Source organism: Caulobacter sp. SSI4214 (assembly GCF_012184455.1).
Classification (GTDB): domain Bacteria; phylum Pseudomonadota; class Alphaproteobacteria; order Caulobacterales; family Caulobacteraceae; genus Caulobacter; species Caulobacter vibrioides_E.
Genome location: NZ_SZWJ01000020.1, coordinates 25,245 through 38,225, shown reverse-complemented (window position 1 = coordinate 38,225; position 12,981 = coordinate 25,245). Strand labels below are relative to the sequence as shown.

The 12,981-nt window shown below is 65.4% G+C and carries 17 protein-coding genes; 9 read left to right on the top strand and 8 right to left on the bottom strand.

Translation table 11 applies throughout. The features are described 5' to 3' along the window. Window positions 1-102 precede the first annotated feature (102 nt). On the top strand, window positions 103-636 hold the full coding sequence (locus FCU40_RS08450) for a porin family protein (RefSeq protein ID WP_168074326.1): 534 nt from the start codon (window positions 103-105) through the stop codon (window positions 634-636). Window positions 637-697: 61 nt separating this feature from the next. Here the strand turns inward: FCU40_RS08450 and FCU40_RS08445 are convergent, their stop codons facing one another. Continuing rightward, complete coding sequence (locus FCU40_RS08445; RefSeq protein ID WP_168074324.1) at window positions 698-1,177, bottom strand: DUF805 domain-containing protein; 480 nt, start codon at window positions 1,175-1,177, stop codon at window positions 698-700. Window positions 1,178-1,334: 157 nt separating this feature from the next. On the opposite strand from FCU40_RS08445, the gene FCU40_RS08440 reads away from it, so the two are divergent. From FCU40_RS08440 to FCU40_RS08430, 3 genes are read left to right on the top strand one after another with little or no spacing between them, the layout of a single operon-like run. After that, window positions 1,335-1,718: a hypothetical protein gene (locus FCU40_RS08440; protein WP_004615297.1), complete on the top strand. Its 384-nt coding sequence runs from the start codon at window positions 1,335-1,337 to the stop codon at window positions 1,716-1,718. Next, window positions 1,718-2,632, top strand: a complete 915-nt coding sequence (locus tag FCU40_RS08435) for a sterol desaturase family protein (protein ID WP_168074322.1) — start codon at window positions 1,718-1,720, stop codon at window positions 2,630-2,632. The genes FCU40_RS08440 and FCU40_RS08435 overlap by 1 nt, the downstream gene beginning before the upstream one ends. Window positions 2,633-2,641: 9 nt before the next feature. Continuing rightward, the gene (locus tag FCU40_RS08430) at window positions 2,642-2,935 is read left to right on the top strand and encodes a putative quinol monooxygenase (RefSeq protein WP_168074321.1); all 294 of its coding nucleotides are present in this window, start codon (window positions 2,642-2,644) and stop codon (window positions 2,933-2,935) included. A 21-nt stretch (window positions 2,936-2,956) separates the two neighbouring features. Here FCU40_RS08430 and FCU40_RS08425 read toward each other — a convergent pair whose 3' ends face one another. Further along, window positions 2,957-3,937: an NAD regulator gene (locus FCU40_RS08425; RefSeq protein ID WP_168074320.1), complete on the bottom strand. Its 981-nt coding sequence runs from the start codon at window positions 3,935-3,937 to the stop codon at window positions 2,957-2,959. After that, complete coding sequence (locus FCU40_RS08420; protein WP_004615302.1) at window positions 3,934-4,581, bottom strand: HD family hydrolase; 648 nt, start codon at window positions 4,579-4,581, stop codon at window positions 3,934-3,936. Before FCU40_RS08420 ends, FCU40_RS08425 begins: the two co-directional genes overlap by 4 nt. A gap of 105 nt (window positions 4,582-4,686) precedes the next feature. On the opposite strand from FCU40_RS08420, the gene FCU40_RS08415 reads away from it, so the two are divergent. After that, on the top strand, window positions 4,687-5,499 hold the full coding sequence (locus FCU40_RS08415) for a universal stress protein (RefSeq protein ID WP_004615303.1): 813 nt from the start codon (window positions 4,687-4,689) through the stop codon (window positions 5,497-5,499). Window positions 5,500-5,608: 109 nt separating this feature from the next. After that, window positions 5,609-5,980: a hypothetical protein gene (locus FCU40_RS08410; protein WP_004615304.1), complete on the top strand. Its 372-nt coding sequence runs from the start codon at window positions 5,609-5,611 to the stop codon at window positions 5,978-5,980. Between the two features lie 28 nt (window positions 5,981-6,008). On the opposite strand, the gene FCU40_RS08405 is transcribed toward FCU40_RS08410, so the two are convergent. The 5 genes from FCU40_RS08405 to FCU40_RS08385 form a co-directional block, all read right to left on the bottom strand. Beyond that, window positions 6,009-6,824, bottom strand: coding sequence for a hypothetical protein (locus FCU40_RS08405; protein ID WP_168074319.1), 816 nt, complete (start codon window positions 6,822-6,824; stop codon window positions 6,009-6,011). A gap of 81 nt (window positions 6,825-6,905) precedes the next feature. Further along, entirely contained in the window at window positions 6,906-7,775 is an 870-nt protein-coding gene (locus FCU40_RS08400) for a MoxR family ATPase (RefSeq protein ID WP_168074318.1), read from the bottom strand. Window positions 7,776-7,870: 95 nt separating this feature from the next. Further along, complete coding sequence (gene pseH / locus FCU40_RS08395) at window positions 7,871-8,437, bottom strand: UDP-4-amino-4,6-dideoxy-N-acetyl-beta-L-altrosamine N-acetyltransferase (protein WP_168074317.1); 567 nt, start codon at window positions 8,435-8,437, stop codon at window positions 7,871-7,873. Next, window positions 8,434-9,153, bottom strand: coding sequence for a glycosyltransferase family protein (locus tag FCU40_RS08390; protein ID WP_168074316.1), 720 nt, complete (start codon window positions 9,151-9,153; stop codon window positions 8,434-8,436). The genes pseH and FCU40_RS08390 overlap by 4 nt, the downstream gene beginning before the upstream one ends. Window positions 9,154-9,157: 4 nt before the next feature. Next, window positions 9,158-10,954, bottom strand: a complete 1,797-nt coding sequence (locus FCU40_RS08385) for a tetratricopeptide repeat protein (protein WP_168074315.1) — start codon at window positions 10,952-10,954, stop codon at window positions 9,158-9,160. 195 nt (window positions 10,955-11,149) lie between these two features. Here FCU40_RS08385 and flbT point away from each other — a divergent pair, with 195 nt between their 5' ends. The 3 genes from flbT (at window position 11,150) to FCU40_RS08370 (ending at window position 12,968) form a co-directional block, all read left to right on the top strand. Continuing rightward, window positions 11,150-11,575 (top strand): flagellar biosynthesis repressor FlbT, encoded by a 426-nt coding sequence (flbT, locus tag FCU40_RS08380; protein WP_004615312.1) that lies wholly within the window; start codon window positions 11,150-11,152, stop codon window positions 11,573-11,575. After that, window positions 11,535-11,897, top strand: a complete 363-nt coding sequence (flaF, locus tag FCU40_RS08375) for a flagellar biosynthesis regulator FlaF (RefSeq protein ID WP_004615313.1) — start codon at window positions 11,535-11,537, stop codon at window positions 11,895-11,897. The genes flbT and flaF overlap by 41 nt, the downstream gene beginning before the upstream one ends. 249 nt (window positions 11,898-12,146) lie before the next feature. Further along, window positions 12,147-12,968, top strand: coding sequence for a flagellin (locus FCU40_RS08370; RefSeq protein WP_004615314.1), 822 nt, complete (start codon window positions 12,147-12,149; stop codon window positions 12,966-12,968). The last annotated feature ends 13 nt before the right edge of the window (window positions 12,969-12,981 follow it).

The window sequence follows — 12,981 nt, the reverse complement described above, 5'->3', positions numbered from 1 at the left end:
CCTTTAACCCGGCCGTGAACCGCCCCACGCCCGCCGCGTTATCCGCATAGCTCTAGGCTGGCTGAGGGAGCTGAAGAGTACGCGTAGCATAGGAGTTCAACAATGAAGACTCTCATCGCCACTACCCTGGTCGCCGGTTCGGTTCTCGCGGCCCCGCTCATGGCTCAGGCCCAGAATTCGACGGAGGTCTACGGCTCTCTGAATTATGACCAAACTCGGACCCGAGGTGCCGACACCGGCGCTATTCAAGGGCGCGTGGGCGCCAAGTTTACGCCTAATTTTGGCATTGAAGCCGAAGCCGCTGGCGGCGTCGATGGCGATACCGTCTACACCCCGGGCGGTCCCGCTCATGTGAAGATGGAGCACCAGGTAGCGGCCTATGCCGTCGGCTACCTGCCGGTGACCCAGAACCTCGATCTTCTGGGCCGCGTCGGCTATGGGTCGACGAAGTTCAGCACCAACAATCCGGCCGCCACCGACTTCGACGGCAGCCATGACAGCTGGAACTATGGCGTCGGCGCCCAGTACAAGATCGACGACAAGAATGGCATCCGCGCCGACTGGACCAAGTCCGAGTACACCAAGAGCGACCTGAGCTCGAACACGGTGTCGCTCGGCTACGTCCGCAAGTTCTAGGCGTCGGCTCGAAGCGAAGACGGCGCGCCTCTCGCGGGGCGCGCCGTTTGCTTGGGCGGGATCAACTAATGATGGTCGGCTGATCCGGCGTCGCGGGCGCGGCCGCGTAGTAGTGATTGTGGATCACCTGGCCGGCGCCGGGCGGACCGGGGCGGCCCTTGGGATCCTCGCCATAGCGGTTCGGGCCAGGCGTGCTGTCCAGAAGCGTGAAGATCAGGATCACGAAGCTGCCGAAGGGGATGAAGCTGATCAGCAGCCACCACCCCGATTTGTCCGTGTCATGCAGGCGCCGGACCGTGACGGCGAGCGCCGGAATGATCAGAGCGATGAAGAAGAGCAGCGCCAACAGGGTGAACAGGCCAACGAGGATAGCCACGGGTCCATCCTGTCGACCGCTCGTCGTCCCATAGGCGACCGAAGCAATGATGAAGAAGCCGGCGGTCACCAGCAGCTGGAAGAGCGCGAACAGCCAGTACTCCGACCGCCTGGCCCGGCCTTCGAACGCCGCGAACTTGCGTAGCGGCTCAAGCATCAAGCTCATCACACTTCCCCTTTTGGCGACGCCGAGGCGGCGCGCTCAACCCTAGGGGAGGATAGCCAAGGCCGGTGGTGTTGGTAAAGCCCGGGGCTCGCGCTTGACGCCCGGGCCTGGATCGTCAATCTGAACGGCAATAAGTTATCGGGGGGATGCGTCGGTCTTGGACAAGGCGCTGTTGATTCAGCTGGGCGGCTCCGCGGCCGGTATCGCTGTGCTCGTGGGGTTCACGGCCTGGATGGGCGTGGCGCGGCCGACGCCGCCGCTGGACGCCGAGTCGGCCCGGGCATTGCTGGCGCTCGAATTTCCCGATCAGCGGCCCGACAGGGTCTGGATTTCCGCCGATGGCGCGGCCGTGATCGCGCGCGATGGCGACGCGGCCTTGGTGCTGTACCGGCGGGGCGACGGTTACGTCGCGCGAGACCTGCCGTGGAGCGCGATCGCCAGCCTGAAGCCAATCAACGGCCGGGTAAGGCCGCGCCTGTCCGACGCCCGTCCCGTCCTCGCAGTCAAGGACGATGTCTGGCCGCCCAGAGAGTTCGCCTGATGCTCAAAGCGCCCTTCGACCCAGTCCAGCTGGCCATCCCGTTTTTCATTCTAGCGATCGTTCTGGAGATCCTGCTGGGCCGCTTCGGCAAGGCCAGGGCCCACTACGAGGTGCGCGATACGGCCACGTCGCTGACCATGGGTCTGGGCAGCACGATCGCCGGCGCGCTGTTCGGCGGCGTGATCTTCGCCACGACGGTCTGGGTCTATCAGCACCGTCTCTTCACGATCCCGATGAACGCGGTCTGGGCCTGGATCGCCGTCTTCCTGCTGGAGGACCTGACCTACTACTGGTTCCATCGCCTGGCGCACGAGCGGCGCGTCTGGTGGGCCAGCCACGTCAACCACCACACCTCGACCCACTACAACCTCTCGACCGCCCTGCGGCAGACCTGGACCGGCGGCGTCGCGGGCACCTGGCTTCTGTGGCTGCCGCTGTCCTTCCTAGGCTTCCCGCCGGCCATGGTGGCGATCCAGAAGGGGATCAGCCTCGTCTACCAGTTCTGGATTCACACCGAGGCGATCAAGCGGATGCCTGGCTGGTTCGAGGCGGTGTTCAACACGCCCTCGCATCACCGCGTGCACCACGCCCGCAACGCCCGCTATCTGGACGCCAACTATGCCGGGATCCTGATCATCTGGGATCGGATGTTCGGGACCTTCATCCCGGAGGTCGACGAGGAGCCCTGCCGCTATGGCACGGTGAAGAACCTGGGCAATTTCAATCTTCTGCACAATGTTTTCCACGAGTGGATCGGCATCGCCAAGGACGTGACGGGATCGCCGCGTCACGCGCTGGGCTACATCTTCGGCCCGCCCGGCTGGAGCCCGGACGGCTCGCGCGACACCTCGCATACGCTCAAGGCCAAATGGCGGGCGCGGGTGGGGGCGGACTCAACGGATCAGCGGATCTAGGGGCTGAATTTGATTGTTATTCTTGGTTCGGTCGATGTTCAGCCTGAGAGCCTGGACTTGGCGTTGCGGGTGGCGCTCGAGCATTGCGCGCGCTCGCGTGAAGAGTCCGGGTGTATTTCCCACGAGTGCTTTCAGGCGGTCGGGCGACCAAACCTCCTGCAATTTGTCGAGGTCTGGTCGGACATGACCGCCCTGCGCGCGCACTTCGCGGTCGACGCCTCGAAGCAGTTCGCGGCGCAGATGGGAAAGCTCGCCGTCAAGCCGCCGGTCATGCGCATTCTGCAAGCCGAGGAGCTGGGCTGAACTCGCCAGGCCCCTGACTCTCTAGTCGCGCAATAGCGGTAGCGAGAGACCCGTAGCCTGGCGCGTCGCCAGCATTTCCCTGCGGAAGCGGAACAGCTCGGCCGGGCGGCCGCCGGTCTCGGCGTCCAGGCGTCCCAAGCCCTCGACCAGTTCCTCGCGCTCGACCACGCGACGGAAGTTCTGCTTGTGCAGCGGCACCCCGGCGATGGCCTCGACCGTGCGCTGCAGGGTCGACAGGGTGAATTCCTCGGGCGTCAACTCGAACACCACGGGGCGGTACTTGATCTTGCCGCGCAGGCGCGACAGGCCGGTGGCCAGGATGCGCCGGTGGTCCGAGATCATCGGCTCGCCCAGGGCGGCCGAAAGGGCCTTGGGCTCGGCCGGATCATGGCCCTCGGCGCGGGCGGCGTCGCGGGCGGCCTCGGGGGCCAGGCCCGCCTCGTAGAGCAGCTCGTAGCGCTCCAGCACCCGCTCCTCGTTCCAAGGGGCGCCGTCCAGGGCGAAGGCGAGGCGGGCGCGCGACCATCGGGCCGCGTCCTCGCCCGCCCAGCGACGCAGCGCCGGCGCGATGGCGTCGTCCAGCAGGGCGGGGCGACCATTGCGCCAGTCCTCCCAAGGGAAGAACCGGCTCCAGGGGGCCCAGGCCGTGTCGGGGGCGTCGGTGTCGATGGCCTTGGGCGTCAGGCCCAGATAGCCGACCGAGACCACGCGGGCCGCGCCGGCCCCGACCTCGGCGCGCGGCGCCTCCCGGCCCTTGTCGCCAAAGGTGTAGAGCTGTTCGACATAGCCCAGCTGGAAACGAGTCTGCTGGGTCACGAAGGCTCGCAGCCCAAGCTCGAAAGTGCGGTGCGCCTCCGGATCGAAGGGGCCGAACGGCAGGCCCGAGAGCGGGGAGGCGACATCGGTGACGGCGTCGTGCGGTCGCACGGTCAGGACCACGGCCTCGCCGTCGCGGATCGCCACGACCACCGCCGACAAACCGATGACGACGGAGGCGTTCATTCGGTTTCGAACGCCGCGCCAGGGGCGCTCTCGTAACCCGCCGCGCGCGACAGCACGTGGAAGCGTTGGACATATCGCGCCTGGGCCTCGAACGGCGGCAGCGGGGTGATGCGCAGGTCATAGCCGGCCGGCGGCGCGCCGAAGATGGCCAGGGATTCAGCGTGCTCGAAACCCGCCAATTGCGTCGCCTCGAAGAAGGCGCAGGCGCGATCGGCCTGCTTGATCAGCTTCTTGATCGGCGCGGGCGTCTTCACCGGCAGGCCGAAACGAATGTGGATCGCGTCCTCCAACCTGGCCTCGAAGTCCTTGTAGCTCATGCCCAGCGCCGCCTTGAACGGGCTGATCATATCACCGATGACATATTCGCTGGCGTCATGCAGCAGGGCGGCCAGACGCCAGCGCGGCTCCAGGTCCGGCTTGATGTGCGCGGCGATCTCCTCGACCACCAAGCTGTGCTGCGCCACCGAGAAGCCGTGATCGCCGACCGTCTGACCGTTCCAGCGCGCGACGCGGGCTAGGCCATGGGCGATGTCCTCGATCTCGATGTCCATCGGCGACGGATCGAGCAGGTCCAGCCGTCGTCCGGAAAGCATCCTCTGCCATGCGCGGGGCGGCTTGCCCTTGGTATGCAGCCCTTTGGCCACGAGATCGTTCCTTGCGGTGAAGGTGGTTGACTGACCCATGGATTGAGAAAGATCAATGTGGTCGTCGCCGTCATCTGTGGAAATGCCCTCAAAGGGAGTTCGATCATGAGTTGGGCGAGAATCATGGTCCCGCTGGCCGGGACCGCGACCGACAAGGGCGTTCTGAGCTCCGCCGCGGCCCTGGCGGCCGCCTTTCAGGCCGAACTGGCCTGTGTTCATACGCCCGCCGACATGGCCGACCTTATGCCCTGGATGGGCGAGGGGTTCATGGGCGGCGTCCAGGTGACGGCGCTGGAAAGCCTCAAGGAAGCCGCCCAGGAGGGCTCCAGAAGCTGCGGCAAGCTGGTGGCCGAGACCGGCTATTCGCGTTCTCGGCTGATCAGCCTTGAATCGCCCGTGTGGGCGGGGCTGGCCATGGAAGGCCGCCTGTCCGACGTCGTGGTGTTCGATGACGCCGCCGCGCGCGGCAAGGGGCCTCTGGCCGAGTCCTTCCAGCAATTGGTCGCTGACGAGCAGCGTCCCACCCTGGTCGCGCGCGAGGGCTTCAAGGTCGACGGGGTCGCGCTGGTCGCCTGGGATGGCGGCAAGGAGGCCAGTCGCGCGATGCGGACGTCGCTGCCTCTGCTTCAGAAGGCCCGTTCGGTGGTTGTCGCGGGCGCGGCTGGCGCGTCGTCGCGGGCTTTCGACCTGGACCGTCTGGCCGAGTTTCTGGCTGCGCGCGGCGTCCAGGCGCAGGTCAAGGCCCTGGAAGGCTCCAGCGACGCGGCGGGCCTCCTGCTGGGCGCGGCGCGCGAGGTGGGCGCGAGCCTGCTGGTGGCCGGCGCGTTCGGTCACCCGAGGCTGCAGGAATATATCTTTGGCGGCACCACCCGCTCGCTGCTGAACAGCGACGGCCCCTCACTTTTCCTGTCGCACTAGCGCAAGCCGCGCGTGGCCTGAGCCAGATTTTGTCTCGCATCGCTTTCGCGGAAAACCGGCATTCACTTTCCGCGCGATGCTCTGAAACCACAAAAACAAGGGAGGCCCCATGTCTCTTTCACGCATCGTCATGCGCTTGGCGCGCAATCCGGGAACGGAGTTCTCCGGCGGCGACGACCATCGCGGCTACGCCCTGACCGCGCCCCTGACCGAGGACGGCCACCTCGACGAAGCCGAATACGCCAAGGTCAAGGATCGCTGCGACGTTCGCCGGTTCGCCCCCGACGAGGACCCGGTGGACGGCCGCCTGAACCGCCGCGGCGCGCGTTGGTTCTTCGACTACGACGACGCGGATGAGACCGACGACGAGCCCCTGTATCGGCTGGGCCAGCATCGCTTCGCGCTCGGCGAATATGTCACTGTCACCGACGAAGGCGGCCAGCCGCTGACCTACAAGGTGATGGAGGTCACGCCCGTCTAGCGGGCGTCTCGTTTGGATAGATCAAGCATCAGCCGCCGACGTTGTGTCGCAGCAGGGCCTTCATGTCCTTGAAGATGTCGTGGTCGCCGGTGTCGCGGGTCTTGGCCTTGACGACCGCGACGGCTAGCGGGCCGCCCTTGGGGCCGCGCGCCTCGTAGCCGGCCAGGCGATAGCCCTTGGGCGCCTTGTCGTTGGCCAGGATGAAGGTCGAGCGCACCAGATTGTCGCCGGCCTTGCGGGCCTTGATCTCGGCCCCGCCGTTGCTGGCGTTGATCGACACGTCGCCGTCGCCGTGCTCGTCATCGCTGGCCGCGCCCGCGACAGCGCTCTTACGATCGTCATCGGACAAGTTGACGTTCTTGTTGATCTTCACCTCGGCCGCGCCGCCGTCGCTATTGATGGTCAGGTGACCGATGCGAATGTCCGCGCCGTGCTCGTTGGAGTCGATATTCACGCCCGGCAAGTGAATGCTGGTGTGGCCCTTGCTCTTGGCGTTGGGGGGCTTGGGCGGCGGCGGAGGAGGCGGCATCACGCTCTTCAGCTCGGCCTCGATCGGCGTCAGGGCCGACTCGGCGTCGCCGCTGGTCAGCTTGACCAGACGCAGCTCCACGGTCGCCTTATCGGTGGCGTAGGCGCACGACTGGCCGTCCGGCGCGACGCTGATCCGCTTCAGGTAGCCCTGCTTTTCCGGACAATCCAGGCGGTCGATGACGCGAACCGGTTGACGACCCAGCTTGGGCGCGGCCGGCTTGGCTTGATCGCCATGGGTTTCGGCGCGCTGGCAGGCGGACAGGCCAGCCGCGCCGATCAGCAGCGCGGCGGCGAGCCATTTCGAGTGACGCATGGGTTTCCTTGGGATCTTCCCTGGTTTGAGCGGGAAGGTGAGCGTGCAACGTCCGCGCGTCCAGTGAAATCCCGGTAAGGGCTACTGACCGGGGCGTCCGCCAGACCCTTCGCGGCGCGCCAGGAAGGCCAGGCGTTCGAAGAGGTGGACGTCCTGCTCGTTCTTCAGCAGAGCGCCATGCAGCGGCGGGATCAGCTTCGTGGGATCCTTCTCCCGCAGGACCTGATCGTCGATGTCCTCCACCAACAACAGCTTCAGCCAGTCCAGCAGCTCCGACGTCGACGGCTTCTTCTTCAAGCCCGGGACCTTGCGCATGTCGTAGAAGATGCGCAGCGCCTCGGCGACCAGCTTCTGCTTGATGCCGGGGAAGTGGACGTCGACGATGGCCTGCATCGTCGCCTCCTCGGGGAAGCGGATGTAGTGGAAGAAGCAGCGGCGCAGGAAGGCGTCCGGCAGTTCCTTCTCGTTGTTCGAGGTGATGATGATGATCGGGCGGACCTTGGCCTTGATCGTCTCGTCTGTCTCGTAGACGTAGAACTCGTTGCGATCGAGTTCCTGCAGCAGGTCGTTGGGAAACTCGATGTCGGCCTTGTCGATCTCATCGATCAGCAGGACCGGGCGCGTGGGGCTCTCGAAAGCCTCCCAGAGCTTGCCCTTCTTGATGTAGTTGCGGACGTCCTTGACGCGCTCTTCGCCCAGCTGGCTGTCGCGCAGGCGGGTGACGGCGTCGTATTCGTAGAGGCCCTGCTGGGCCTTGGTCGTCGACTTGATGTGCCAGGTGATCAGCGGCGCGCCCATCGCCTTGGCGACCTCGTAGGCCAGGACGGTCTTGCCCGTGCCGGGTTCGCCCTTGATCAGAAGCGGCCGTTCCAGCGCCACGGCGGCGTTGACCGCGACCTTCAGGTCCTCGGTGGCCACGTAGTCGGAAGTGCCTTCGAAGCGTTGGCTCATGCCCTTCTCCGCCGGAATCGATCCGGTTCGAACAGTTGTTCAAATTGAACAGAGCAAACTACCGGCGCAAACGCGCTTGGCAAGAGCGCTTGGTTTCAGGCGGGTATCTCGTAGCCCTTGGCGCGGAGCTTGGCGGCCATCGCCTGGCGCTTTTCAGCCCAGTCTCGGGCCAGCAGGCCAAGTCCCACGACATCGACCGGCGCGCCGTTCTTGAAGACATGTTCGCGAAAGAGCGCTTCGCGCTTGAAGCCGTGCGCCTCGTGCAGTTTCCAGACGGCCTCGTTCGAAAGCAGCACCTCGCACCACAGCTTGGTGAGGCCCAGGACGCCGAAGACATGTTCGATCACCCAGAACTCGACGTAGGAGCCCACGCCCAGTCCCCGGATGCTGGGATCGGCGAGATAGTAGGCCCAGGCGCAACGCCCGTTGGCCCTGTCGATGTCGCTCAGATTGGCCAGGCCCACGGGGGCGCCATCCACCTCGATGATCCAATAGCGCCGGTCGCCGCGCGGCCTGATGGAGTCGAACCAGCGGTCATGCTCCTCGCGGCTGATGAGGTGGTCCGAGTACATATAGGCCGAGACGGCGGGGCTATTGCGCCATTCCAGCAGGCGCTCCCGGTCCTCATCGGCGATGTCGCGCATCCGCACGGTCGTGGTCATGAGCGAGGATCTCCGCCTAGGGTCTGGAGGTCGGGTCTCCGCGCGACGAGGGCTCTGACATCGTCCGACGAGAAGTCGGGACGGGCCGCGTAGAGCGCGGCGTAGACGGCTCGAACGAAGTTCAGGTCGTCGGGGCGGTCGACCGTCCACCGCGCATCGCCTTCGTCGCGCGCCTGGGTCAGGGTGACCAGCCTGTAGCGCTCGGGGCGTCGATAGAGGAACGGCGTGACGTGTTCGCGGTCGTAGGGATCGGTGGTTTCGGCGTGGGCCTCGCGCAGGGCGCTGGCGCGGAAGATCTCGACGTCGAGGCCCTTGGGAAAGGTGCGCGTGTCGCCCGTGTTCGACGCGTAGTCGGCGCCGGACTGGTGGAAGAGCGCGATCGTGTCATCCATAACAGTCGGATCGGCGAGGGGACAGTCCGCCGTCAGGCGCACCGCCGCGGGCTCTTCGGGCGCGGCGTCCAGGGCCAGAATGAAGCGCGACAGCACATCGTCGAGGTCGCCTCTGACGACCTCGACGCCGGCGTCCTTCAGGGTTTTTGCCAGCACGTCGTCATCCGGGCGCGTCGATGTGGCGACGATCAAGCGGCTGATGCTCCGGGCGCGGCTGACGCGCTCGATCTGTCGAAGGATCATCGGCGCGCCCGCCAGATCGGCGAGGACCTTGCCCGGCAGTCGGGAGGAAGACATCCGGGCCTGGAGGATGGCCAGCGTCATGGCCTTAACGCTCGGCCGCCAGCGCCGCGAGCGCGCCGCCGACCTCTTGCATCGCGTCCGTCCAGTCGCCGTACTGGCTGGCGATGAAGCAGCGCGTTTGGGGATACCAAGGGTAGCGGTCGGTGCCCAAGCGCGTCCAGGCCGCCGCGCCGGTGATCATCCAGATCGCCGCGCCGCACGCCCCGGCCAGGTTGATGGTGGCGTTGGAGAAGCCGATCGTCAGGTCGACCGCCACGCACAGCGCGGCGACGTCGTCCAGGTCCTGCTTGAGGTCGATGCCCGGCGGCTGCCAGATCTCAACGCCGAAGGTCTCCCGAGCATAGGCGATTTCGGTCTCGCAGTCGCCGTACTGCAGATTGATGAAGGTGACCCCGGGCGTTTCGAGCACCGGCCGCCAGGCCTCGAACGGCGAGAACTGACGCCCGCGCTCGGCGTCCAGCTTCAGGCTTTTCCACAGCAGGCCGACCTTGGGGGTGGACCCAAGCTTGGCGAGCTCCGCCTTCCAGTGGGCGACGCGCTCGGGATCGGCCGTCAGATAGCGATCGCGGTCGGGGAAGGATGCGACCGTTGGCCGCAGGCTCGGCAGAAAGTCCCCGATCGCGGCCCAGTAGTCGAAGCGGTCCCAATCCTCGATCTCCGGCGCGGAGCGATAGACGCGACCCTCCAGCGAGACGGTGCGGTGGGCCGTGACCTCGACCGTCGGAAAGGCGCGCTTGAAGAGCGGGATCAGACGGCGCTCGACCGCCAGCGACAGCGAACCGTCCGGCCCCAGCGCGTCCAGGATCTCCGGCAGCAGGCCCGCGAACATCACTTCGTCGCCCAGACCTTGCTCGGTGCTGATCATTAGGGTCTTGCCCTTCAGATCCTGCCCCGACCAGCGGGTTCCGGGGATCTGGAACAGCGGAGCGTGGCTCAGGGCCGGCGAGAAGCGGGCCTCGTAGGCTTCCCAGCCTTCGGCGACGCGGCCCAGGGCCAGCAGGATCGTGGCCTGGGCGAAGCGCATCATCGCCAGGTCCTCGGCCGAGTCCGGAAGCTTCATCGCCAGCTCGCAGTCGGCCAGCGAGCCCTCGACATCCCCCATGTCCAGCTTGGCGAAGGCGCGGTTGTGGTAGGCCTTGCCGAAGTCCGGCGCCAGCCGCAGCGCCTCGTCGAAAAAGACGATGGAGCCGGCGGCGTCGCCGGTATTGCAAAGCACGGTGCCGAGGGTGTTCCAGAGAATCGCCGCTTCCGGATGGGCGGTGAGCGCGCCTTTCAGAACCTCGATCGCCTCGCTCTCGCGATTCAGCTCCCGAAGCGCGCAGGCGAGATTATTGGCGCCTTCCACGTCGTCCGGCCGCGCTAGGCGATAGTGGGCGAAGAACTTCATCGCGATTTCCGGCATGTTCATCCGGAAGGCCAGCCGCCCTAGGTCGCCGGCGACGGGGCCATGGTCCGGCAACAGTCTCAGCGCCGCCTCATAGGCTCCGAGCGAGGACGCGAAGTCGCCTTGCTTTTCGCGCGTGATGGCCAGGATGTGCCAGGCTAGGCCCAGGCGTTCGTCCTTCTCCAGCAGCTTCAGCGCCAGCTTGTCGGCCTTGGGGTAGTCGCGCAGATGAACGGCCTGGACGGCGCGGCTCAGGGCCTTCGCATGTTCGGCGTTCTTGGTCTCCTGGGCGGCGCGTTGCAGGCGCGCCAGGGCCTCGGCGGAGGTCGAATCGCCGATCGCGCTGGCGATCGTGCCGCGGTGGACCGCGACGGCGCCGGCCTCGACCTGATGGGGGAGGGCGCTGGCGGACGTTTCGAGGGCGCTTTTGCGGGCCATGGGCCAACTCCTGGACTGGCGTTAACCATGTTTTGAGGCGTTATGCTTAATCGAGTCCTAAGCTGCGTCCGACCGTCGCAAGGGCGGCCGTCTGGTGGCAAGATGGCGTTAACAGATGTTCGCCTAGCTTGCCGTCGAAGCCGCCGTTCTCGGCGGAATCGGGCTCGCAGCGTTAACGGAAGGGAGCGGCGTCAAGTGCCTCTGAAGCTGTCGCTGAAGCCCGGCGAAAAGTTTGTTCTCAACGGCGCCGTTGTCCAGAACGGAGATCGGCGCGGTGTTCTGGTGCTCCAGAACAAGGCCTCCGTCCTACGAGAGAAGGACATCATGCAACCGGATCAGGTCACGACGCCCGCGCGTCGGATCTACTTCCCGGTGATGATGATGTACCTCGACGAAGGAGGAGCCGAGAAGTTCTACGAAGAATTCGCCGGCCGCCTTAATGAGTTCATGGGGGTGGTCCGGAACCCTACGGTTCTCCAGGACTGTATCGCCATTTCGAAGCACGTGATGGCGCGCGAGTACTACAAGGCTCTAATGCTGAGCCGTAAGTTGATTGAATACGAAGACGAGAGGTTGGGGCATGTCTCTTCGGGCGTATCAGCAGGCGGCGACGCGAGCTGAGAATCCCCGTGAAATGGAGTACCGCCTGTTCGGTCAGGTGACGCGCGCCCTCATGGACGCGTCCAAGGCCTCGGTGGACGACATTGCCACGCGGATCGACGCGCTGGACTGGAATCGCAAGGTCTGGTCCGCGCTCGCGACCGACTGTTCGTTGCCCGAAAACCAGCTGCCGATGGATCTCCGCGCCAGCATCATTTCGCTCAGCCTTTGGGTCAGCCGGCACTCCAGCGCCGTGATGCGCAAGGAGGAGGATTTCGAGCCTCTGATCGAGATCAATCGCATGATCATGCAGGGCTTGTCGGGACGGGTCGACGCGGCCTGATTCTTCTGTCTTCGCAAGACTGAACGTCTTGCCTATCAAAATCCGGAAAAACCTGCCGCCCGGCGAATGCTGCATTCGCTGGGCGGTTTCGTTTTGGGGTGGCGATCCGAAAAATAACCAATTAAATCAGCGTCTTAAATATCGCCTCCGCGCGTCGGTCAGTTGGCCCGCCGCTTGCGATGGTTCGCGCGGGCAAAACGCCCGCCCGGCAATAGGCCGGACAAATCCCACCAAAACGGTAGGTATCCAATGCTCAACTCGATCAACACCAACACCAGCGCCATGATCGCGCTGCAAAACCTGAATTCAACTGCTTCGGAGCTCGCTCAGACACAAACGCTGATCAACACCGGCAAGAAGATCTCGAGCGCCAAGGACAACGGCGCGATCTGGTCGATGGCGAAAATGCAAACGTCGAGCGCGGACTCGCTGAATTCGGTCAAGGACTCGCTGCAGCGCGGCCAGTCGACGATCGATGTGGCGTTGGCCGCGGGCGACACCATCACCAGCTTGCTCAGCACGATGAAGGAAAAGGCTCTGGCCGCTTCCGACACCTCGCTGAATACCGCCTCGTTCAACGCGCTGAAGGCCGACTTCGAATCGCTCCGCGACCAGATCACCAAGGCCGCGACGAACGCGAAGTTCAACGGCGTCAGCCTCGCCGACGGCACGACCGCCAAGCTTGCCTTCCTGGCCAATTCGGACGGGGGCACGCTGACGATCAATGCCCAGACCCTGTCTCTCACCGGCCTGGGCCTGACGGCGACCTCGACCTTCACCGATGCTGCTTCCGCGAAGACGATGATCGCGACGATCACCGCCTCGCTGCAAACGGCGACGAACAAGCTGGCCTCGCTCGGCACGGCCTCGACCGGTCTGGATACGCACCTGACCTTCGTGGGCAAGCTGCAGGACAGCCTGAACGCCGGCGTCGGCAACCTGGTGGATGCGGACATGGCGAAGGCAAGCGCCAAGCTGCAGTCGCTGCAAACCAAGCAGCAACTGGGCGTGCAGGCTCTGTCGATCGCCAACCAAAGCCCGCAGTCGATCCTGTCGCTGTTCAAGGGGTGATCCCGATACGCCG